The organism is Bradyrhizobium sp. 6(2017) (assembly GCF_011058295.2).
Taxonomy (GTDB): Bacteria; Pseudomonadota; Alphaproteobacteria; order Rhizobiales; family Xanthobacteraceae; genus Bradyrhizobium; species Bradyrhizobium septentrionale.
In genome coordinates, this window is record NZ_CP049289.2 from 9,843,638 (window position 1) to 9,865,688 (window position 22,051).

General features: G+C 63.8%; 21 protein-coding genes and 1 tRNA gene. 11 read left to right on the forward strand and 11 right to left on the reverse strand.

The features are described from left to right. Positions 1-37: 37 nt before the first annotated feature. Positions 38-850, reverse strand: a complete 813-nt coding sequence (locus G6P99_RS46770; protein WP_029079485.1) for an RMD1 family protein — start codon at positions 848-850, stop codon at positions 38-40. A gap of 174 nt (positions 851-1,024) precedes the next feature. Here G6P99_RS46770 and G6P99_RS46775 point away from each other — a divergent pair, with 174 nt between their 5' ends. Beyond that, a complete protein-coding gene (locus tag G6P99_RS46775) occupies positions 1,025-1,693 on the forward strand; it encodes an MBL fold metallo-hydrolase (RefSeq protein ID WP_029079484.1) in 669 nt (222 codons plus the stop codon). 20 nt (positions 1,694-1,713) lie between these two features. Here the strand turns inward: G6P99_RS46775 and G6P99_RS46780 are convergent, their stop codons facing one another. Beyond that, positions 1,714-2,895, reverse strand: coding sequence for a PHB depolymerase family esterase (locus tag G6P99_RS46780; protein ID WP_029079483.1), 1,182 nt, complete (start codon positions 2,893-2,895; stop codon positions 1,714-1,716). Between the two features lie 209 nt (positions 2,896-3,104). Then, positions 3,105-4,511, reverse strand: a complete 1,407-nt coding sequence (locus tag G6P99_RS46785; RefSeq protein WP_029079482.1) for an MFS transporter — start codon at positions 4,509-4,511, stop codon at positions 3,105-3,107. A 299-nt stretch (positions 4,512-4,810) separates the two neighbouring features. Between G6P99_RS46785 and G6P99_RS46790 the strand changes: the two genes are divergently transcribed. Further along, positions 4,811-6,052: an LLM class flavin-dependent oxidoreductase gene (locus G6P99_RS46790; protein ID WP_029079481.1), complete on the forward strand. Its 1,242-nt coding sequence runs from the start codon at positions 4,811-4,813 to the stop codon at positions 6,050-6,052. 757 nt (positions 6,053-6,809) lie between these two features. Here the strand turns inward: G6P99_RS46790 and G6P99_RS46795 are convergent. Beyond that, positions 6,810-7,718 (reverse strand): LysR family transcriptional regulator, encoded by a 909-nt coding sequence (locus G6P99_RS46795; protein WP_029079480.1) that lies wholly within the window; start codon positions 7,716-7,718, stop codon positions 6,810-6,812. Between the two features lie 125 nt (positions 7,719-7,843). Here G6P99_RS46795 and G6P99_RS46800 point away from each other — a divergent pair, with 125 nt between their 5' ends. The 4 genes from G6P99_RS46800 (at position 7,844) to G6P99_RS46815 (ending at position 11,300) form a co-directional block, all read left to right on the forward strand. Continuing rightward, positions 7,844-8,641, forward strand: coding sequence for an SDR family NAD(P)-dependent oxidoreductase (locus G6P99_RS46800; protein WP_246709435.1), 798 nt, complete (start codon positions 7,844-7,846; stop codon positions 8,639-8,641). Positions 8,642-8,677: 36 nt separating this feature from the next. Next, positions 8,678-9,424: an SDR family oxidoreductase gene (locus tag G6P99_RS46805; RefSeq protein ID WP_029079478.1), complete on the forward strand. Its 747-nt coding sequence runs from the start codon at positions 8,678-8,680 to the stop codon at positions 9,422-9,424. Positions 9,425-9,440: 16 nt separating this feature from the next. Beyond that, positions 9,441-10,073 carry a glutathione S-transferase family protein gene (locus G6P99_RS46810; RefSeq protein ID WP_029079477.1) on the forward strand — a complete coding sequence of 211 codons (633 nt, stop codon included), beginning with the start codon at positions 9,441-9,443 and terminating at the stop codon, positions 10,071-10,073. Between the two features lie 324 nt (positions 10,074-10,397). Continuing rightward, positions 10,398-11,300, forward strand: coding sequence for a transglutaminase family protein (locus G6P99_RS46815; protein ID WP_029079476.1), 903 nt, complete (start codon positions 10,398-10,400; stop codon positions 11,298-11,300). Between the two features lie 59 nt (positions 11,301-11,359). Here the strand turns inward: G6P99_RS46815 and G6P99_RS46820 are convergent, their stop codons facing one another. Further along, entirely contained in the window at positions 11,360-11,623 is a 264-nt protein-coding gene (locus G6P99_RS46820; protein WP_029079475.1) for a GlsB/YeaQ/YmgE family stress response membrane protein, read from the reverse strand. A 258-nt stretch (positions 11,624-11,881) separates the two neighbouring features. Here G6P99_RS46820 and G6P99_RS46825 point away from each other — a divergent pair, with 258 nt between their 5' ends. After that, positions 11,882-12,631 (forward strand): ion transporter, encoded by a 750-nt coding sequence (locus G6P99_RS46825; RefSeq protein ID WP_029079474.1) that lies wholly within the window; start codon positions 11,882-11,884, stop codon positions 12,629-12,631. 11 nt (positions 12,632-12,642) lie between these two features. Here G6P99_RS46825 and G6P99_RS46830 read toward each other — a convergent pair whose 3' ends face one another. Further along, positions 12,643-13,662 (reverse strand): adenylate/guanylate cyclase domain-containing protein, encoded by a 1,020-nt coding sequence (locus tag G6P99_RS46830; protein ID WP_165126878.1) that lies wholly within the window; start codon positions 13,660-13,662, stop codon positions 12,643-12,645. A gap of 21 nt (positions 13,663-13,683) precedes the next feature. Beyond that, positions 13,684-14,526 carry an SDR family NAD(P)-dependent oxidoreductase gene (locus tag G6P99_RS46835; protein ID WP_029079472.1) on the reverse strand — a complete coding sequence of 281 codons (843 nt, stop codon included), beginning with the start codon at positions 14,524-14,526 and terminating at the stop codon, positions 13,684-13,686. A gap of 178 nt (positions 14,527-14,704) precedes the next feature. On the opposite strand from G6P99_RS46835, the gene G6P99_RS46840 reads away from it, so the two are divergent. Together G6P99_RS46840 and G6P99_RS46845 are read left to right on the forward strand one after the other, a co-directional pair. Beyond that, positions 14,705-15,667, forward strand: coding sequence for a sensor histidine kinase (locus tag G6P99_RS46840; protein WP_029079471.1), 963 nt, complete (start codon positions 14,705-14,707; stop codon positions 15,665-15,667). Positions 15,668-15,880: 213 nt separating this feature from the next. Further along, positions 15,881-17,653 carry a putative bifunctional diguanylate cyclase/phosphodiesterase gene (locus tag G6P99_RS46845; RefSeq protein WP_029079470.1) on the forward strand — a complete coding sequence of 591 codons (1,773 nt, stop codon included), beginning with the start codon at positions 15,881-15,883 and terminating at the stop codon, positions 17,651-17,653. Positions 17,654-17,841: 188 nt separating this feature from the next. On the opposite strand, the gene G6P99_RS46850 is transcribed toward G6P99_RS46845, so the two are convergent. Continuing rightward, complete coding sequence (locus G6P99_RS46850) at positions 17,842-18,516, reverse strand: carboxymuconolactone decarboxylase family protein (RefSeq protein WP_245284577.1); 675 nt, start codon at positions 18,514-18,516, stop codon at positions 17,842-17,844. 223 nt (positions 18,517-18,739) lie between these two features. Here G6P99_RS46850 and G6P99_RS46855 point away from each other — a divergent pair, with 223 nt between their 5' ends. Then, positions 18,740-19,144: a YccF domain-containing protein gene (locus tag G6P99_RS46855; RefSeq protein ID WP_029079468.1), complete on the forward strand. Its 405-nt coding sequence runs from the start codon at positions 18,740-18,742 to the stop codon at positions 19,142-19,144. Positions 19,145-19,173: 29 nt separating this feature from the next. On the opposite strand, the gene G6P99_RS47915 is transcribed toward G6P99_RS46855, so the two are convergent. The 3 genes from G6P99_RS47915 to G6P99_RS46865 all read right to left on the reverse strand — a co-directional run bounded on the left by G6P99_RS47915 (position 19,174) and on the right by G6P99_RS46865 (position 21,773). Beyond that, positions 19,174-19,431, reverse strand: coding sequence for a GCG_CRPN prefix-to-repeats domain-containing protein (locus G6P99_RS47915; protein ID WP_371261146.1), 258 nt, complete (start codon positions 19,429-19,431; stop codon positions 19,174-19,176). A gap of 117 nt (positions 19,432-19,548) precedes the next feature. Beyond that, complete coding sequence (locus G6P99_RS46860; protein ID WP_165126880.1) at positions 19,549-20,589, reverse strand: alpha/beta hydrolase; 1,041 nt, start codon at positions 20,587-20,589, stop codon at positions 19,549-19,551. A gap of 104 nt (positions 20,590-20,693) precedes the next feature. Next, the gene (locus tag G6P99_RS46865) at positions 20,694-21,773 is read right to left on the reverse strand and encodes an LLM class flavin-dependent oxidoreductase (RefSeq protein ID WP_165126882.1); all 1,080 of its coding nucleotides are present in this window, start codon (positions 21,771-21,773) and stop codon (positions 20,694-20,696) included. A gap of 128 nt (positions 21,774-21,901) precedes the next feature. Here G6P99_RS46865 and G6P99_RS46870 point away from each other — a divergent pair. Continuing rightward, positions 21,902-21,978: transfer RNA gene (locus tag G6P99_RS46870), tRNA-Arg, on the forward strand. The last annotated feature ends 73 nt before the right edge of the window (positions 21,979-22,051 follow it).

Below are 22,051 nucleotides of genomic sequence, written 5' to 3' on the forward strand. Positions count from 1 at the left end.
CGCACAATTCAGTACGGAAAAATGGCGCTGCAGCGCGTCAGTGCCGGGCGACAGCGAGCTGATAGATCGTGATCAGCACCTCGAACAGGATCAGGAAAACGATGATCAGCTCCAGCCGCAGCGAGCGGCCGGTATCGATGATATCGGTCAACACCTGCGCGGTCTCGGCAACCACCGCAAGCTTGCGGTTGAGCGATTCCGCACGCTCCTTCAGTTCGTACTCGTCCTCGAGCCGGGCATAGAGCCGCTCGAGCTGCGGCTTGTCCCAGAGAATGTCGGGCTTCTCCGACACTTCGACCGGGCCGGCCACGCGATGCCGCACCAACAGCGCGTTGCCGATGTGCTTGAGGATCGCGACGCGGCCGCGATGGACTCGCCCGCCCTTGGCGAGCTCGCGCGCCAACGGCTCGGTCGTGTCGAAGACGGCCCGGACCTCGCGCTCATGCCGCGCCAGCACCACGCTCTTGGCCAGCGCCTCGCCGACCAGGATCAGCCGCTCCGGCGACAGGCTTTGCAGATAGATCGGGCCGCCCGGCGGAATCTGATCCTCCTTCTCGGCGGCGAGCTCGATGATCGCGATCTCTTCCTCGCGCCGCGTGAACAGACCGGTCATGCGCGACTGCAGGCTGCGCAGGAATTCATCCTCCTCCAGCGCATTGAGGCCGATCAAGACGACGACGCCGTAGCGGAACAGGACCGCTACACCATTTTCATTGACGCGAAATGCCAAGGGCGTCGTGGCCAGCACGTCGCCGCGCTCGAGGCCGGACGTGTTGATGCGGTCCGCGACGAAGAAAGCGCGGGCGGTGGTCCGGGGTCCGCCGAGCGGCGAGTTGGGAGCCTGGGTCATGGGGTTCCGGACGGCGAGGACTAACTCATGCGCGAGAGCAGCCGCATACCGGCCAGCTCTCGATGTGTGCTGCTGGAGGCGACCTTATCACGGTCCATTTTGGGATCACACGCCGGAGCAGACGCATTTCCGGTGCGTGTTGACGGCGTTTCCCGGTAGCCTATGGTGCCCCTCATGACCGAGACAACCGAAACCAAACCGAAGGCCGGCGCGATCATCGTGCCGGTGACGCTGTTCGAGCAGAACTGCACCATCATCTGGCACGAGCCGACCAAGAAGGCCGTGGTGATCGACCCCGGCGGCGACGTGGCGAAGATCCAGGCCGCGATCAAGCAGACCGGCGTGACGGTCGAGAAGATCTGGCTGACCCACGGCCATATCGACCATGTCGGCGGCGCCGCAGACTTACGCGATGCGCTGCAGGTCAAGATCGAGGGTCCGCATATCGCTGACAAATATCTGCTCGACAATGTGGTCTCGAGCGGCGAGCGCTTCGGCATGACCGGGGTGCGCAACTTCGGGCCGGATCGCTGGCTCGACGAGGGCGATCAGGTCTCGATCGGCGACCTCACCTTCGACATCCTGCACTGCCCCGGCCATTCGCCGGGCAGCGTGGTGTTCTTCAACAAGGAGCTGCGCTTCGCCCATGTCGGCGACGTGCTGTTTGCCGGCTCGGTCGGGCGCACCGACCTCCCCGGCGGCAGCCATCCGACGCTGATCCAGTCGATCAAGGAGAAGCTGCTGCCGCTCGGCGACGATGTTGGCTTCATCTGCGGCCACGGCGCCGGATCGAGCATCGGCCAGGAGCGGATGACGAACCCGTTCCTGACCGGCGAGATGTAGGCGCGCGAGGCGCGGATATCTCAGGGCTGTTTCATCAGCCCCGCAGCCGTCAGCGCCCGGGTGATGACAGCGCCGACGTCGACGCTCCTGCCGCTCCGCTTACGCGGCCGGTCGCTCTTGCGGCCGGATGCGACCTCGGGCGCTTCGGCAGGCACCGGTATCGTCATCGAGATCGTGTCCGCGCGCTCGCGCGGCACGCCGGTCGGCGCGATATGCGGCTGACGGACCTGGTCGGTCAGGCCGAAGAAGCTCGCGATATGATAGGACGAGGAGATCCCGGCCTCGATCAGGAACGCGCCTTCCACGCCATAGCGCTCGTCATTGTCGGCAAGCCCGAGCGGCGTGCCATGCGCCATGTCGGTGATGCTGAAGGATTCGACCAGCGTTTCGCCATCGACATTCCACCACACCTCGCGGGGATAGCCGTCGACATCCGACTTCGACATGGCGGCAAGCGGCAGGCCGTGCACGTCGAGCCACTGCCGGACGATCGCATCGGCATTGGCCGGACTGACGGTGCGGTCGGCGCTGCCGTGCCACACCGAAATTTTCGGCCATGCGCCGCTATGCGTGGACGCATTGCGCACGAGACCGCCGAGTTCGGGCGCGGACAGCGCGCTCGCATGCATCATCGCATGCAGCGCCTCGCGCAGATCGGTGGCGACGCCGTACGGCAGGCCGGCAATGATGGCGCCGCCTGCGAACACTTCCGGATAGGTCGCGAGCATGACCGAGGCCATCGCGCCGCCGGCGGATAGTCCCGTGACATAGATGCGACGCGGGTCGATCTGATGCGCGCCGACCATATGCGCGACCATCTGCCTGATCGAGGAGGCCTCGCCCTGCCCGCGCGCGACGTCCTGCGGATTGAACCAGTTGAAGCAGGTGTTGCCGTTGTTGGCGGCCTGCTGCTCCGGCATCAGCAGCGCGAAGCCGTAATGCGCCGCCAGCGCCGACCAGCCGGCACCGAGATCGTAGGACGCGGCGGTCTGGCCGCAGCCATGCAGCACCACGACGAGCGCGGGCAACCGCGCCAGCTGCGCGGGCACGAACGAGTACATCTTGAGATCGCCGGGGTTGACGCCGAATTCGGTCGTCTCGACGAGCGTCGTCGGCACGGCCGGCGCGAGCGCGCCGAGACCGCTGAACGCGTTCATCTTCGGCAGATGACGCAAGAATTCGACGTTGTTGACCAGAGACAACAGCAACTCCTGAGGTGATTCATTCTTCTGTGTCACCCGATCAGATAATTGCTGCACTGCGAAATGAAAAGGCCGTGTGCCGTCTTCCCCTGCGGAAATGTGAGAATCGGCGTTAACGCGTGATCGGACGGCGACGCGCGATGAATAGTTGCCGTAGCACCTTGTTTGAGCATGAACTTTTCGAGAAAGCGCGCCAAACCTCCGTGGATTCATGCTGTCGCGCGGCGCATCCATGACAGAAATGCGGCCGAAATAGTGATCGACAGCACAAACAATGCGCATGCCGCAAACAGCGCCAGACGTGCTGACGTCGCGCTCTCGACGGCGAAGAAGACCGCACCGATCGCGGCGACGCCGGCCGCGTTGCCGATCTGCGTCGTCGTGCCGTACATGCCGGAGCCGGCACCGGCGCTTGCCGGCTTCACGCTCGACAGCACCGCACTCGACAGCGGCGCCATCACCAGACCCTGACCGTAACCAAAGATCATCAGCACCAGCGCGAGCGAGAGCGCCGATGGTGCGACGACCGCCTCAACCGTCGCGACGAGCACGGCAAGTCCGACGATCAGCACGGCGCAGCCCTCGATCAGCACCAGCGTGCCGCGATGCCTGGCGCGCACCCCGCTGTGACGCGACGCGATCACGAAGGTCAGCGCCAGCGGCACGAACACCAAGCCAGCCTGCAACGGCGGAATCTGCAAGCCCTTCTGCATGAACATGGTCATGATCAGATAGAAGGAGAGATTGGCGAAGAAGAAGAAAAACACCGCGACCAGGCCGCGCATGAAGGCACGATCCGACAGCAGCGACAGATCAATCAGAGGCATGCCGCCACGGCGCGCGACGCGGCGCTCGAGCCGCACGAAGGCTGCGATCACAGCAACGCCCGCCGCCATCACCAGCCACAGCCACGCCGTCCAGTTCAGATCGTGACCGAACAGCAGCGGGCCGATCAGGCACAGCAGGCCTGCAAACAGCACGATGGCGCCGGGAAGATCGAGCCGGGTGCCGGCGCGGCGCGGCGCGATCGGCATGATCTTCAGCGCGGCCGCGATGATGACGACCCCGAACGGCACGTTGACGAAGAACACCGCGCGCCAACCGAGGCTCGCGAGATCGAGCGTCACCAGCGCGCCGCCGAGCGCGAATCCGGTCACGCCGGCGAGCCCCAGCACGATGCCGTAGATGCCGAAGGCCCGCGCGCGGGCAGCGTCGGAGAACAACAGATGCAGCGTCGCCAGCACCTGCGGCACCATCAGCGCTGCGGTTGCGCCCTGCGCGAGCCGGGCCAGAATCAACTCGGGACCGGATTGCGCGAGACCGCACCACAGCGACGTCGCCGAGAAGCCCGCGACGCCGGCGATGAACACGCCCCTCGCGCCATAGATATCGCCGAGCCGGCCGCCGGTGACCACCAGCGTGGCGTAGGCGATCAAATAGATCGCGATGACAGCCTCGATCTGCGCCGGCGTTGCATGCAGCTCGGCCGCGATCGTTGGGATCGCGACGTTGACGATGAAGGCATCGACGCCGAACATGAATTGCGCTGACACCACAATCGCAAGCACCCACCAGCGGCGGGATGTCTCCGCTCGCGTCGCGACGATCTGGTGCATGTGGTGCAGTCCTGCCCGAAATGAGATTGCGGCCGACATCAGCAGATTCCAGTCATCCCTTCGATTACCTCAGAGGTAGGCGTTGGTTCACGGGCACGTCATCCATGGCTATCCCGCCGATCCGCGGCGCCGGCGCCAATTTGCGTTGATGCGCTGGGAAACATTCCGGGCGGCGGCAAACGCCGCCGATTTGCGCAACAACCATGCGGGCGCCGCAGCCCCCAAGCATTGCCTTGCCCCGGGCCACCCCGTAGGTTGGCGGAAAGCCCCCGATAACAATAATCCGGAGAGAACGACCTATGGCGCGCCTCAAATTCGGAGCCTTCCTCGCCCCGCATCATCCGATCGGCGAGCATCCGATGCTGCAATTCCGCCGCGACCTCGATTTCGTCGAACAGCTCGACGCGCTCGGCTACGACGAATTCTGGTGCGGCGAGCACCATTCCTCGGGCTGGGAGACCATCGCCTCGCCGGAAATGTTTTTGGCCGCCGCCGGCGAGCGCACCAAGCGCATCAAGCTCGGCACCGGCGTGATCTCTCTGCCCTACCATCACCCCTTCAACGTCGCCCAGCGCATGGTGCAGCTCGACCACATGACCGGCGGGCGCGCCATCTTCGGCTCCGGCCCGGGCGCGCTTGCCTCCGACGCGCATACGCTCGGCATCGACCCGATGACCCAGCGCGACCGCCAGGACGAAGCGATCGCGGTGATCCGCCGCCTGTTCAACGGCGAGCGCGTCACCGCCAAGACCGACTGGTTCGAGATGCACGACGCCGCGCTGCAGATCCTGCCGCTGCAGGAGGACATGCCGTTCGTGGTGGCCTCGCAGATCTCGCCGTCGGGCATGACGCTCGCCGGCAAGTACGGCATCGGCATCATCTCGCTGGGCTCGATGTCGACCCAGGGCCTGATGGCGCTGCCGCAGCAATGGCAGTTCGCCGAGGACGCCGCCGCCAAGGCCGGCACCACGGTGAGCCGCGCCAACTGGCGCGTGCTGCTGTCGTGGCACATCGCCGAGACCCGCGAGCAGGCGCGGCGCGAGGCCGGCGCCGGCCTGATGCGCTGGCACAACGAATATAATGTCGGCACCCTGATGCGGCCGGGCCTGACCGCGTTCGCCTCGCCGGATGAAGCCGTCGACAAGACCGCCTTCGTCGAGGGTGCTGCGTCCACCATCGGCACGCCGGATGATCTCGTGAAGATGATCAAGAACCTGGTCGATGTTTCCGGCGGCGTCGGCACCATCGTCGGCTTCGCCCACGACTGGGCCAATCCGGAAAACACCCGCCGCAGCTGGGACATGGTCGCGCGCTATGTCGTGCCCGAGATCAACGGCTATATCGACGGCTTGCGCAAGTCGCGCCAGTTCCTGATCGACAACCGCGCCGTGTTCGAGCGCGCCGGCCAGGCAGTGATGGCCAAGATCATGCAGAACGACAAGGCCGCCGCCGCCCTTCAGCATACCGGCACCGGCCGCGTCGCGATTCCGGCCGTCAATGCGCCCGATCTCGCGAAGGCCGCGGCGAAGCAGAAGGCGTGAACGCACGGGTTGGCTCTGCGCGACGCGGGAAGGATTGGGCGTCCCGCCCTCACCGCGTCGTCCTGGCGAAAGCCAGGACCCATAACTACAGGCGATAGTTGTGAAAGGGGTCGCGGCCCCAGCGTCGCGCAATAGCGAGCGACTGGGGTAATGGGTCCTGGCTTTCGCCGGGACGACACCGAATATGTGGCGCCCGCTTGGATTCGACCAGCGCGCAGCTTCGCATTCTCGCGACATGAATCGTCCTAGCTTTGCATCTCATTTCGCCACTCTTCAGACAGAGGGCGCAGGGAAAGCCGGGTGCCGATCGCACCCATGGGCCCCGTGCAAAGCGTGAAAGCACGGGGGTAGGACCACAGGTGTAACCGGAGCAATCCGGCTTTCCCTGCGCGATGGTTTTACGGCTTACTTCGCGCTCTCCCCGGCGAGACTGGGCTTGTTTGTCACCGTCTCCGCAAAAGCGCTTGCGCGTTTTGCGGAGAGACACCGGCCGCTAGGGCGTCAGGACCACACGACTTCACCGTCCGCTTCGCGCGCTCTCGTCAGCTCCACGCTCGGCGTCCACCGCATCCCACACCGCGTTCGTGACGACCGCGAAGCGCCCCTCGATCGGGTGAGACGGCGGCATCAAACCGGTGAGTTGGGGTCGGCGCCAAGAGAAAATTCTGTAAAAGCGAAGTAACTGGGACTTGACCCGCCCGGCAACTCGGTGATCCGCATCTTCGCTGAAAAGGCATATTGGTGGTTTCGGCCGACGCTATCCCCCCTCGTGCCTCAGCGCCTGAAACTTGATCTCGTCTACCCTCGAGAGAACAAACTCCAGCAACGGAGAGCGATTACTCTCATTGTAGCCGATCACCAGATCGACCATGGGCGGCGCGCCCTGAATCGGACGGAAGACGATGGTTTTCGGGATCAAGTTCTGCGCGTAGAGCGGAAGGAGGCTGATGCCGCCGGTGGAGGCGACTAGCGAAACGGCCATGGCCAGATTTTCCGCCTGGTGCGCTGCTTCGATCGTCAACCCGTGACGCCTGAAGAAGTCATCGATCGCCGCGCGCAGCATTGGCGCCCTGACCAGGGAAACGCCGATGTAGCTCTCCCCCATCAGATCCTTCGGTCGGATCGAGGTGCGTGCCGCAAGCGGATGGTCTCGCGGCATCACGGCCAGGATCGGATCATGGCGGAGCAACTTGAACTGAAGACCCGCGGTGCTCTTCTCCGGACGCATGAACGCTAGATCGATCTTGCCCCGCGTCAGTGCCGCAGCGAGGTCGGGAGAGTCCTCGCTACGGATCGTGATTTCCGTGCTCGACAGCTTGCCGCGCAGGATATTCATGACCGCCGGAAGCCAGTCCATCTCGTAGCCAGTCAGAAACCCGATCGAAAAAGCCGATTTCGCCGGCTGTGCGGCGCGCCTCGCGGCTTCGGCGGCGGCCTCGACCTGCAGCAGAGCCACTCGCGCATGGTCAAGAAACACGCGCCCCGATGGCGTCAGTTCAATGCCGCGCGGTCCGCGCACGAACAACTGCACACCGAGCTCCAGTTCAAGATCGTGGATCTGACGGCTCAGTGACGGCTGCGCGGTGTGCAGACGCTTTTCCGCCGCAACCGAAAAGCTGCCCTCTTCGGCCACGGCAACGAAATAACGGAGGTGTCTCAGCTCCATAGCTAGTCCTAAAAAGCATACCTCGCACCTTACGAAGTCTTTCTCAAAGAAGCCAGCCTCTCCTAAATCTCCGGTCATTGAAGCCAAACCAACGCAAAAGCCTCCGAGGCTCCGCTGCGGACGGATTGACGAACCAGGCCGATCAAGCATATCGGCCGGACCGGCTGGAGAGTGATATGAACAATCCCGTTGTCCTGATTACCGGTGCCCTTACCGGCATCGGCCGCGCCACGGCGCTCGCCTTCGCTCGCGAGGGCGCCAGCCTGGTTGTTTCCGGTCGCCACGACGATGCAGGCCGTGCACTGACCGACGAACTCCGTTCGCACGGCGTCGAGGCCGAATTCGTCCGCGCCGACGTCCGGCGCGAGAGCGACGTTTCGGCACTGGTCGAGCGGACGATGAAGCGGTTCGGCCGCCTCGACGTGGCGGTCAACAACGCCGGCACGGAAGGCGCGCCCGGTCCGGTGACCGAGCAAACCGCCGAGAGCTACGCGGCGACGTTCGACACGAACGTGCTCGGTGTCCTCCTGTCGATGAAGCACGAGCTCCGGGCCATGCAGCCACAAGGTTTCGGCAGCATCGTGAACATCTCATCGACCATGGGCAGCCGCGGCGCGCCGAATGCTTCGCTCTACGTCGCCAGCAAGCACGCCGTCGAAGGCTTGACCAAATCCGCCGCCCTGGAGGCGGCCGCCTTCGGCGTTCGCGTCAATGCGATCGCACCCGGTCCGATAGAGACCGCGATGCTCGACAGGTTCACGGGCACCGCCGGTCGCAAGGCCGGGATGGTCGCGGGAATTCCGCTGAAGCGTGCGGGGCGCCCCGAGGAGCTCGCGGACGCCATCCTGTTTGCGGCCTCAAGCAAGGCGTCGTTCATCACCGGCCAGATCATCAGCGTCAACGGCGGCAAGACCGCCGCGTGAAGACACACCGATAACAATCCAACCAGGAGACCAACCATGACCGACCTCATCAGCCGAACCGCCCTCGTCACCGGTGCCTCTCGAGGCATCGGCCGCGCCACCGCCCGCGCGCTTGCTCTCGCCGGCGCCCGCGTCATCGTTCACTACGGAAATTCCGCCGAGGACGCGCATTCACTGGTCGCGGAAATCCGCGAAGCCGGTGGGCAGGCCGACGCCGTCGGCGCCGATCTGTCCGCATCCGATGGCGCACAGAGGCTCGCCACGGAGGTGCGCAAGCTCGTCGTCGGCCAACTCGACATTCTGGTCGCCAACGCGGGAATTGCGGTGCCCGCCACCATCGAAGCGCAGACCGTCGAGGATTTCGATCGCATGTTCGCGGTCAACGTCCGCGCGCCGTTCTTCCTAGTGCAGCAGTTGCTCCCCCTGATGGGCGACGGCTCCAGCATTGTGATGACATCGTCATTGGCGGCGCGGGCCGCTGTCGGGCAGTTGTCGGCGTATTCAGCCACCAAAGGCGCGATCGACACGATGGTGAAGCACTTCGCCTCGCTGCTCGGACCGCGCGGAATCCGCGTCAATGCAGTGGCGCCGGGCATCATCGACACCGACATGTCGGAATTCGCCAAGACGGATGAGGGCCGCGACTACGCGCTCAAGATGCAAGCCCTGCAACGGATCGGTCATGCCGACGACGTCGCCGACGTCGTGACCTTTCTCGCCTCGTATTCCGCCCGCTGGGTGACCGGCGACACCATCCAGGTCGGCGGCGGCTCAAAACTTTGACTTCGGGAGACCAGCCATGAAGCTCTACCAGTCCTCCAGCTCGCCCAACTCGCGCCGCGTCAGGATCTACCTGGCGGAGAAGGGCATAACGATGCCCTTCGTGCCGGTCGATCTCGGCACGCGCGAACAGTTCTCGGACGCCTACGCGACGATCAACCCACGACGCGTCGTGCCCGCCCTCGTTCTTGACGACGGCACGGCCATAGCGGAAGTACCAGCGATCATCCGCTATCTCGAAGAAACGCATCCGAACCCGCCGTTACTCGGAGGTTCGTCCAAGGAAAAGGCGATCGTCACCATGTGGGAACGCCGGATGGAGTTGGAGGGCTTCGCTTCGGTGATGGAGGCCGTGCGCAACGGGGCCGCCGGCCTCAAAGGGCGCGCAATCGCAGGTCCCCACGGCTACGATCAGATCCCCGAGCTGGTCGTCCGCGGCCGGCGCCGGATCGCCGACTTCTACGGCGACCTCGAGGCACGCTTGTCCGAGGCGCCATTCGTTGCGGGTGATAAGTTCAGCATCGCCGACATCACCGCGATCGCCGCAATCGACTTCGCCAGCAAGGCTCTAGGATTATCCACGCCGGAGGAAAACGGGGCGTCGCGCCGATGGTACAGTTCGGTTGCTTCGCGCCCCAGCATGACAGCTTAGGTGTCGCGCGCGGACATCTGAGTTGGGTGAAACGCGAAGCGGAAATTTGCCCGTCGGGTTAATTTGTCGCAGCCTGATACCTTGGCGACGCTAGCCTATTTCGCCTTGTGACCCGCGGGCGGCAGTTGACCGAACAATTGGACGAAACCAGGGGTACCGCCCGCGCACTCAGTTCCACGCAACGCGGCGTGTTGACCTAGATCAATATCGACTTGCGTTCTTCTGCATCAAGTTCGGTTAGCGGCGCATTCCACTGCTTCGGCCACGCGATAACCCGATCTTTGCTCTTCCTCGGCGCGACGGCCCAACCGGGAGAAGGCTCGTATGGCGATGCTTGGCGAAATAAGCCATACCACCACCTACCGATACGCGAGGCCTGTCACCTTCGGTACCCATCGAGCTATGTTCCTGCCGCGACGCGGCGCCTCCGCGCGGTTGCTGAGCTGGTCGGTAGAGACCAGCGTGCCCTCAACGATCCGCTGGGTTACCGACTCCCGGACCAACGCCATAACGGTGATGGATTTCAGTGAGCCGGCCCGCGAACTCAAAATTGCGTTCCAGGTTCGGGGAGTCTACTTCGGCGTAAAGGGAGTCGAGGCGTTTCCACTCGAGTCTCGAGCCGATGAGGTGCCCGTACAATACACCCCGGATGAGTGGACCGACCTCGCTGGCTATCTACGTCCTCATGCCGAGGATCCCGACGGCAGCGTGGCGGCATGGACCAAGAATTTCGTTGCAGGTGACCAGGATCAAACCATCGATGTTTTGCAGCGCATGCTCAGCTCGTTTCGCTCCTTCAGCTATTGCGCGAGGGATACTGAAGGGACGCAATCGCCTTCCGATACTCTCCACAAAAGATCTGGCACCTGCCGGGACTTTGCCTGGCTGATGATCGAGACCTTGCGCCGGCTAGGGTTCGCGGCGCGCTTCGTCAGCGGCTACCTCTATGATGCAGCCGTGGATGGCGGCGCCGTTGGCATGACCGGCTCCGGCGCAACGCATGCCTGGCTGCAGGTGTTTCTTCCCGGTGCCGGTTGGCTGGATTACGATCCGACCAACAGCATCAGTGCCGGATTTGATCTGATCCCGGTGGCGATCGCCCGCCATCCAGGCCAGGCGATCCCGCTGGCTGGTTCGTGGTTTGGCGATGCGAACGACTATCTGGGGATGTCGATCGACGTCGCAGTCCGCAAGATCGGCGAGTTCCGCGATCCTTCCGAGGGGTAGCGGCCAGCCGCGAGGCATGGATCGCCGGCCCGTATCGACGACCACCGATGGCCAATCAATCAAGCGCGCCCTTGGCGGCCCGTCACGAGGCCGTAAAGAACCAGCAGAATGATTGCGCCGACAACAGCACCGATGAAGCCTGTGCTCTCCCCGGGCCCGTACCATCCAACGGCCTGGCCAAGGTAGGTCGCTACGAACGCACCGACAATTCCCAGAACGGCCGTGAGGATGAAGCCCTTGGGCTCCGACTTGTCGCCAGGCATGATGAACTTGGCGATCACTCCGACAATAAAACCAATAATAATCGTCCAGATAACGCTCATGGATTTACCCCGCAGCTTTGGCAACAGACTGTCGGAATTGACCGGCGCCAGTTTTCCCCGCGTTGATCTACATCAAGCTTGGTCATTTGGAGTGGCCACAGGAAAGTTGGGCAAGGTGCCGGGCGGCCGGCAGGTTCGACCACGAACATCACTGCAAACGCAGGATCGTCATAGCCTGTGGAGGCGACAAGCGTGTCAGCACTGGGAGCGCAGGCTGAGGGCTCTCCTCGAACGCCGCTTTCTCGATTTCGGACTGCAATGCGCCACCTGTATTGTGGACGCAGCGCCAATTCGCGTCTCTTTCTCTATGCGCTCCTGGTCTTTGATTTGGTCTCACTTCTGTTCATCATCGGCACATCGTTCCTGCCGCGCAGCGAATTGGTGCGGGGCCTCGATGTTACTATTGGTGTCGCCTTTCTCATCGAGTTGATTTTGCGCATGGCAGGAAGTCGTCGGGTGAGCCGCGAACTGCTCAGCATCACGACCTGGACCGACGTCGCTGCGATTGTATCCTTGCTGGCAGCAACAGCGAGCGAAGCCGCCGGCTTCTTGCGCGTACTCCGCACGTTTCGGCTGTTGCGAACGTACCGCGTGGTTCAATTCCTCCGTGAGGACAGCGTCTTCTTTCGTCGCAACGAAGAACTTTTGATCGCAATCATCAATTTGTCCGTCTTCGTTTTCATTATGACGGGCGTGGTTTACGAAACGCAACGAGGCGTGAACCCCGGCATCAAGAACTACGCAGACGCACTTTATTTCACGATTACCGCGCTCACGACCACGGGCTTTGGCGATATCACTTTACCGGGAACGCCGGGTCGCATGATTACGGTCGTGATCATGATCTTCGGCGTCACGCTCTTCCTGAATCTGGCAAAGGTATTGTTCAGCCCAAGCAAGGTGCGGTTCAGATGCCCTTCCTGTGGCCTTCTTCGTCACGATATCGATGCCGTCCACTGCAAGGCGTGCGGCACCGTGCTGAATATTCCTGACGAGGGCGCCGTTTAGGAGGCGAAAGGTCATGCCGCCGCGCCGATCCCTACGACGTCGATGCCGTCGACGCGGCCGCGGATCGGGAGCCGGCCGAGATCGTGCACGGGAAACGGCGGCGCGGCGGCGAAGCGCGCCATCGCCGTGCGCGAGGCGAGAAAGCCGCCATCGACCTTGCGGCTCAACTCCTCCAGCCGCGCCGCGGTGTTCATGACGTCGCCGTTGAACACGATGGCCGGTTTGACGTCGCCGATCTCGCCGACGATCACGGGCCCGAAATGCAGGCTGCCGCGGATCTGCGGCACCGCGTCGAACTCGCGCTCGAATTGTGACGCCGCCTTTTGCAGCGCGGCGCGCATCGCCACAAAACAGCGCAGCGGCCGGCAATCGACCGCGCCAAGGCGTTCCGGCCAGGTCACGATGATCTCGTCGCCGACATAGTTCAGCACCTCGCCGCGATAATCGACGACCGATCCCGTGAGCAGGCGAAAGGTGCGATCGAGAAAACGATGAATGCCGATGCCGCCGAGCCGCTCGGCAAGCCCGGTCGAGCCTGCGATATCGACGAACAGCACAAAGCGGTTCTCCTCGACCGGGGAATGGTAGCGGCCGGAGACGAAGTTCATGAAGACGCGCGGGCCGATCAGATTGGCGATGCTGAAGCCGAGGTTTAGGAGCACCGAGACTGCCGCGGAATAGGCGATGCTGACTCCAAAATCCGCGATCGAGGTTTGCAGCGGAAACCCGGCAACCCGCTCACCGACCTGGAGCAATTGAATGACGATGATGATCCCGGCGTAGATCGCGCTGCGTACAGCAAGAAGTCCAATGAAGGAGAGGCGATTGAGCCGCTCCATCATCGGGCCCCGAAGGATGAACAGTTCGACCCCTCCGATCGCCACGCAGGTGACGAGGGCATAAGCGAAGCCCGCCATCAGCGGCCCAATTGTGTGACGGCCTTGCACGAGATTGATTCCGATGCTCGCCACCGCGCCCGCGACAATGATCGCGGCGAGATAGCGCAGCCGGCTTTCAAGCTTCGCGTTCATGCTCCCGTCCCGGTGACTCCGTTACCCCGCCCCCTGATCGAACGCCTTGCGCAGCGTGACGTAGCCCGCCTGCTGCTGGCTCCAGTTGCGGCCGCCGGTGATGGCGCCGTCGACGACGAGGTCGTGGCCGTTGATGAAGCTCGATTCGTCGCTCGCCAGAAACACCGCGGCATGCGCGATGTCGTCGGGCAGGCCCGCGCGCGGGATCGGCTGCGCTGCCTTGTAGACCTCGCGCATCACCGCCGCCGTCTTCTCGGCATCCTCGGTCGACAGTCCGAGCGCCTTGCCGATAATGCCGGTGGCGATCGCGCCGGGCGAGATCGAGTTGACGCGGACACCGGACTCGCCGAGCTCCATCGCCACGCATTTGGTGAAATGAATAACAGCGGCCTTCGCCGCGCCATAGACCATCGACGAGGAGAAGCCGGCGAGCCGTCCGGCGATGCTGCCGTTGTTGATGATGCTGCCGGAACCCTGTTTGCGCATGATCGGCGCGACGTGCTTCATGCCGAGCATGACGCTGCGCACCAGCGTGGCCATCGCGGCGTCGAACCGCTCGACGTCGAGGCCCTCGATGCCGCCGGTCTGCGCCGGGCCACCGGCATTGTTGAACAGGCAATCGATCCGGCCGAATTTCTCGACCGCCAACGCGATCAGCGCCTGCATCTGTTCCTCGACCGTGACGTCGGTCTGACGAAACACGCAAGTCCCGCCGAGCTGTCGCGCCAGCGCCTCGCCTTCCGGCGCCCGGCGGCCGGCGATCACGATCTTCGCGCCTTCCGCGACAAAGACTTCCGCCGTGCGCAACCCGATGCCGCTGGTCGCCCCGGTAATCACCGCGACCTTGCCGTCCAGCCGTCCCATGCCGATCCCCCAACTGACGTATGATGTTGCAGATATTCCCCAGCCACTTCGGACAACGCAAGCACAGCCACGCTTCCGGGTTTGCGAGGTCCGCCTGTGGCCAGAAGGCCACAACTGCGGTTTTTCGGTCGCAGCGGCCTTATTTTGGGTCGCCTGTTCACGTGAACTGGAACGAGCGATGGCGAAGTGGATCGACGAATTCAGGGCGGGTTGGCGGGGCGATTCCCAGCCGTCGACGCTGCTTGCGGGCACCTTCGCGGTGCTTTGTCTCGTTTTGGCCACGGCCGCGCGCTTCGGGCTCGCCCAGATCAGGCCGGACGTGTTCTTCACGCCCTATTTCCCGGCGGTGTTCTTTGCGACCGCCCTGGGCGGTTTCCGGATCGGGATTACGACCGCGCTGGCCAGCGGCCTGCTCGGCGTTGTCCTCAATTTCAGCGGCGCGACCGCCGATCCGGCGCGCTTTGCGCTGCTGATGATTTTCTGGGTGGTGTGCGGCATCGCGATCTGGGGCGTCGAGCACTACCGTTCCCTGGTCGCGCAGCAGCGCGAAGTCTCGAAGCGACTGATCGAGGAGGAACAGTACCGCAAGATCGTGGTCGACGAGTTGCAGCACCGGCTGAAGAACAAGTCCTCGACCATTCACGCCGTGCTGCACCAGGCGCTGCAGGACCGGCCCGAGGTCTGGCAGCGCATCGACCATCGCATCCGCGCGCTCTCGGCAACCGACGATCTGATCGCGCGGGTCGACGGCTATGGTTGCGATATCAAGGATTTGCTGCGCTCGGAGCTCGGACCTTACGGCCATGTGCGGTTCAATCTGAACGGCGAGCAGCTGTTCCTGCCCGCCAAGCTCGCGGTCTCGCTGGCGCTGATCTTCCACGAGCTCGCAACCAACGCAGGAAAGTATGGCGCCTTCTCCTCGCCGCGCGGGTTTCTGCAGGTATCGTGGTCAGTGGACGATGGACGTCTCAACGTGATCTGGGACGAAACCGAGGGGCCGGTGGTCGAGGCGATCGGCGAAGCCGGCTTCGGCACCAAGCTGCTGAAGTCGGCACTGCGGCCGTTCGACGGCAAGACCGAGATCAGTTACCTGAAGACCGGTGTTCACTGCACGATGCAGTGCAAGTTGCCCAACTGTTGAAAAGTAGGCTTTCCGGCACACGCGCATTTTTTGCTCGTGCCGATGCAACCGCGCGGTCCGCAATCGCTTTCGCCGGCGGGCGAAGCCGCCATTGATACTCTATTAATGACGATTGCCGCGACGGCTTGCGAAAGCCGCCGCGGTCTCATTCTGTCACGGCATTTCGCAAGTCCGCTTAACCAAAACTACAACGGACTTTGCCAAGGTCGGCACATGCACAGTTTCACCAGGATCGATTTTCAGGCGGGCGCGGCAGCGACCGGCCAGGACGACATTTCCAACAATGAATCGCGCATCCTGCGCGATCTCCTCCAGCTGCTGCCGGCGGGCGTGACCGTGCAGGACGAGCAGGGCCAGTTCATCCTGGTGAACGAAGCCGCCGCAACCCAGTTGCAGCTCGCCGCCAGCGCGAGCCAGGCGACGCCGGTTGATGAACGCCACGCCGCCAATCTGGACCTGCTGCGCAGCGGCCGCCCGGTGGTACTCGAGGAAGTCCTCTCCTGCGGCGCCACCAAATACGTGTTCCTCACCTCGCACCGGCCGGTCCAGATCGGCGGACGCAATCTCCTGATCTCGACCTCGACCGACATCAGCGAGCAGAAAGCCTTCGAGGACCAGCTGTTCCGCTCGGCCTATTACGATGAACTCACCGGCCTGCCGACCCGCCGGGTGATCGAGCATCGCGTCAACGGCCTGATCCGCGACTCCTCCCAGAGCGATTTCGCGCTCGCCTTTCTCGATGTCGACAACTTCAAGCACATCAACGATTACTACGGCCACGCGATCGGCGATGCGCTGCTGGTCGAACTGTCCAAGCGGCTCGGCCACGCGCTGCGCGCCACCGATATCCTGTCGCGCATCTCCGGCGACGAATTCCTGCTGCTGCTGAACCCGATCAGCGGCAATGACGAGGTTGCCGAATTCATCGATGTCATGCAGGAGCGGCTGAAGGCGCCGTTCTTCATCGAGGAATCCGAGATCTTCGCCTCGACCTCGATCGGCGTCAGCCTCTACCCGATGCATGGCAGGAGCTACGAGGCGCTGCGCCAGAATGCCGACATCGCGATGTACCGCGTCAAGAACAACGGCAAGGGCGCGACCGCGTTCTTCGACAACAGCATGGAGCGCGAGGCGCTGGCGCGGATGAAGATCGAGCAGTCGCTGCGGCTGGCGATCCTGGAAAAGCGCTTCTGCTGCGCATTCCAGCCCAAGGTCGATATCCGCAGCCTGGAGGTCAAGGGCATCGAGGCGCTGGTGCGGCTGCGCGACGACGAGGGCGTGATCCAGGCGCCGGGCACCTTCATCAATCTCGCCGTCGAGCTCGGACTGATCGACGAGCTGACATTCCTGGTGCTGGCGGAGATCGTCAAGTCGATCGACCTGATCAACGACACGTTCGGCCCCACCGCGACGATCAGCATCAACGTCGCCGCCAAGCAGGCTTCCAACATCGAGTTCATGCGCCGCTTCGCGCGCGCGATCGAGGAGACGGGCTTCCCGAAACGCTTCATGATCGAGGTGACCGAGGACGCGTTCGTGACCCGGTCGCATTTCCAGGACCAGATCCTGCCGATCCTGCGCGGCATCGGCGTCGGCATCTCGATCGACGATTTCGGCATCGGCTATTCGTCGCTGTCGGCGCTGGCGGATATCACCGCCGACGAGATCAAGATCGACCGCTCCTTCATCACCGACATCCATCAGCGGCCGCGCAGCCAGGGCATCCTGCGCGCGATCGAATCGCTTAGCGATGCGCTCGGCATGACCGTGATCGCCGAGGGCATCGAGTCCTACGAGGAGCTCACCTATCTGCAGGCGGCGACCAAGATCCGCTATGCCCAGGGCTATTACTTCGCCAAGCCGATCTTCCTCGAGGATCTCAAGCCGGCGACGCCCGTCGCCAGCGAGACTCGCGCCAGCATGTCAGCGCGCCCGTCGCAGGAGAACCGCCAGAGCTATTCGCGCGCCAGCGGTTTTCGGCGGTAGGGCTGCTCGTCTCACGTTTACGAGCAAGGCTATCGCATATGACGGTCATGCTGTGCGTTCGGGGAGCGAGGGGCTTGCCCAGCAAGCCCGTCATGTCCGGGCTTGTCCCGGGCATCCACGTCTTTGGTTCCACCTGAAGAAAGACGTGGATGGCCGGGTCAAGCCCGGCCATGACGACGGCAACAGCCCTACTTCTCCAGCACCGGCAGCGGCGGAACGCTGTCATTGGCGGAGCCGGCCTGCATCGCGATCAGCGTCATCGAGACCATGTCGTAGTAGCCCATGATGCCGATGATATCCAAAATGCCGCGTTCGCCGAACTTCTCCAGCGCGGCCTTGTAGACGGCATCATTGACCTTCTTGTCGCGATAGAGCGCGATGCCGAGATCGTAGAGCGCGGCCTCGTCGTCCTTCATGGCTTCGGGCCGCTTGCCCCTGGCGATCGCATCCGCGATCTTGGGATCGAGCCCACCCTTCATCGCCAGCGGATAATGCGCAGACCATTCATATTGCGCGGTCCAGTGCCGCGCCGTGATCAGGATCGCCATTTCGCTGAGCCGCGCCGGCAGCGAGGTATTCCAGCGCAGATACTCCGACAGGTTCGATAGTTTTGGCGCCAGATCGGGATTGCGGAGATAGGCGCGGTAGGGCGGCGCAGTGAATTTGGCGTTGCGCGGCGGCGCGCTGATCACGTCGACCCAGGCCTTTTGCGCCGGCGACAGCTCCTCGGCCTTGAGCGGCGGGAAGCGGGTGGCCTCCTCAGCTGGCGCGGCCTGCGTGCTCAATGCCAGCACCGCCAGAAGTCCTGCCCCAAGTAGTTTTCCGGTGTGAGGTATTTTTCTCGTGTGAAGTTTTTTTCTCACTGTTGCTCTCCCTTTCGCCGCGTTGCCGGCCGCGGAAGCTTAATTGCGATCAAGGGAGATGCAACGAAATGAGGGTTATCTTCAGCGCCTCAGCCGCAGCGCAGCTCACGGGTCTGCTCGCGATTTGCGCCCCGCCGCCGCTTGCGCGCGTGGGCGACACCTACCGCCACACCGGACATCAGCCTATATTGGAGACATTCGAAGCGGCGCCAAGGTGTCAGTCATGCAGCCTGTGTCTATCCTCCTGAACATCCTCTGGATTCTGATCGGTGGCGCATGGATGGCGTTCGGCTGGCTGGTCGCCGCCGTGATCATGGCCATCACCATCATCGGGCTGCCCTGGGCGCGCGCCGCCTTCAACATCGCGGTCTACACGCTGCTGCCGTTCGGCTCGCGCGCGGTCCGCCGCGACGAAGTCACCGGCACGTCCGATATCGGAACCGGACCGCTCGGCGTGATCGGCAATCTGATCTGGTTCATCCTGGCCGGCTGGTGGCTCGCGATCGGCCACGTCATCACCGCGATCCTGCTCGCGGTGACCATCATCGGCATCCCGTTCGCCTGGGCGCATCTCAAGCTTGCCGGCATCGCGCTGTGGCCGATCGGCAAGGTGATCGTGCCGGCGTGACGCGGCCGTAGCCGCTCAGAACCGAAGCTCTACAGCCAATCCCGCGTCGTCTGGCTGCACGCCTGGTAGTCGCGCCGCCAGATAAATCCGCGGCCACCGCACGGCGGAGTTGGACGCGAGGTGACCGGGCATTCGTTCCTGACCCGCGCGCTGGTGCCCCAGCCGTCAACCACGCAAGCGCCTCTTGAGGTCCTGTGGCAACCGTCGCCACAGCCCTCCGCGGCATTGGCCGCCGTCAAGCCAAGGAATGTACCGGCCGCCAGAACCACGAGCAAACGTAACCTCATGATGTCCTCCATTGCGTCGTCGGTTGTGATGCTCCACTCACATTGCGGTATGAGCGTAAGCGATATCGATTGCGCTCGCCACCGGGCCCCCGCACACATTCCGGTGTGTGCGCGGCTTCAGTGCGCCGCCTCGCAGCCGGGGATATCGAACACCGCGGTGAGGCCGCAGGGCGAGTTGAGCATCTTGCCGCCCTCATGGCCGACGCCGGGCACGTCCCAAAGCCTGTGGTTCGGCGTGCCGCCGTCGCGCGCCTGCATCGCGGCGAAATAGGAATGCCCGCGCGCGTAGCGATACGGCCCCTCGGCTTCCGCCATGCAGGACTTGTCGAGCGCGGGATGATCGGGATTGGTGTCGAGCGTTCCCAGGAGATAGATCACGCGGCGCGCGACATAGGCCTGCTCCAGCGCCGTCGGTGAAGGCCCGGCGAGATAGGGCGGACGGTCGTCCATGCCGAACTTCCACTTGTTGTAACCATGGCAGTTCGCCGCGATCGCGGGAAGCGGCCGCTCCTTGGTGAAATAGGCATAGGAGGAGGGATTGGCGACCACGTAGCGCACGCCGACGCCTTCGCGCAGCAGCACCTGATCGCCCTTCACCGCGATCGCATAGCGCTGCACCACCTGGCCGCCGCCGGAATGGCCGAACACGACGACGTCCTTCAGGTTCGGAAACAGTCTGCGGTCGCCGAGCCTGGCCAAGATGGCGTCGAGCGCCTCGAACGAACTCGCAGGACCAGGCGCGATCGCGGGCTCGCCGCCCTGCCAGCCATAGAGGCTCCAGCGCAGCGTCTCCGCCGGCAGCTTGAACGCCTCGACGTCAGGCTCGATCAGGAATTGCGGCGCGATCATCAGCGTCGCCTTGCCGGCATCGCCGGCCGCGGCCTGCGCGCTCAGCGCCGCGCGGAAATAATCGTCGGCATTGCGCAGCACGCCGTGCAGCACGAGGACCGCGCGGGTGACGTCCGGCAGCGGATTGGACCAGTCGGCCGACAGGTAGAGCGGAAAGGTCGCGCTGCCGACGGCAACGCGTCCGCTCGCGATCTCCTTGACCGGCTTCTGGTCGCGCTCGGTCTGCGCCGGCGTCGCCGACGCGATCGGCGCGTGAGCCGCCGTCATGACAAGCAGCGCCAATGCCGCAAGCCAGGCCCGATGATGCATGGTTCAACTCCGTGGTGCCGCTAGCGGCGATGAGATGAAGCTTGATCATGGCGCGTCAGGCGCCGATTCACCCATGAATTTTCGGAAAGCTTCGGGACTGCGCCTCAGGCCGCGAGCCGCCCGCGATTGTTGGCGGCGAGGATCGGGCGGATCAGGCGGCCGAACCGCTCGGCCTCCTCGTCATGCAGATAGCCGGACAGGCAGAAGGAATGGCAGCCGGCGTCGATGAACCGCTGCAACGTCGCAGCGCATTGCGCGGGATTGCCGACCACCGCGATGCCGGCGCCCGGCCGCACCCTGGTGATGCCGGTCCACAGATGCGGCATCAACAGATCGCCATAGTCGCGCGCGAGCTGCTGCACGCGCTGGTTGGCCTCGGAGCGGATGTACAGCGTCTTCATCTCCTGCTTCTGCCGCTCGGTGGCGTGGCGCACCAGCCGGTCGGCCGCCTCCCAGGCGTCCGTCTCGTCCTCGCGGCAGATCACCTGCAGCCGCATGCCGAAGCCGATCGCGTCCTCGCGGTCATGCGCCCGCGCCATCCGCCGGATCTCGGCGATGTTCTCCGCGATGCGCTCCGGCAGATCGCCCCAGAACAGATGGACGTCGGAATGCTTCGCCGACACCTCCCAGGCCTGCCGCGAGCCGCCGCCGAGATAGAATTTTGGAAACGGCTGCTGCAGCGGACGCGGCCTGATATGCGCGCCGGAGATCGTGTGAAACTTGCCCTGGAAATGCACCGGGCCACGGGTCGTCCACAGCGCCTTGAGGATCGAGACCTCCTCCTCCATCAGCGCGTAGCGTTCTTCCTTGGCGTAGCGTACGCCTTCGGCCTCGACCTCGCTCTCGTTCTGGCCGGCGATCAGATTGATGCAGATCCGCCCGCCCGACATCTGGTCGAAGGTCGAGATCATCTTGGCCATCAGCACCGGGTTGATGTAGCCGGGCCTTGCTGCAATCAGCGGCTTGATCCGCTCCGAGCGCGCCGCCATGAAGGCGCCGGAGATCCAGGCCTCCCAGCACACCGAGCCGACCGGGATCAGGAGATACTCAAACCCGGCGTCCTCGGCGGCCTTGACCACCCGCTCGCAGAGTTCCGGCGACCCCGCGACCTGCGCCTCCATCAGCCCATAGGCCGTGGTGTCGCCATGCGTGGGCAGATACCAGCCGAATTCCAGCGGACGCATGGGCAAACTCCCTCGAAAGACGGCCTTTTACGCAGCCTGTCATATTGGCAGAGGCAGTTTACAGCCCTTAACCGGCCGGACAACGCCGTTGCCGACCTTGGGGCAATCAGCTAAATGGTGGCCTGCACGCACCCGTAGCTCAGCTGGATAGAGCGTTGCCCTCCGAAGGCAAAGGTCACACGTTCGAATCGTGTCGGGTGCGCCAATAAAATCAATGACCTGTCTAAAAACTGATTTTTGCGAAATTGCAGCGGGTAAGCACTGGGTAAGCGTCACTC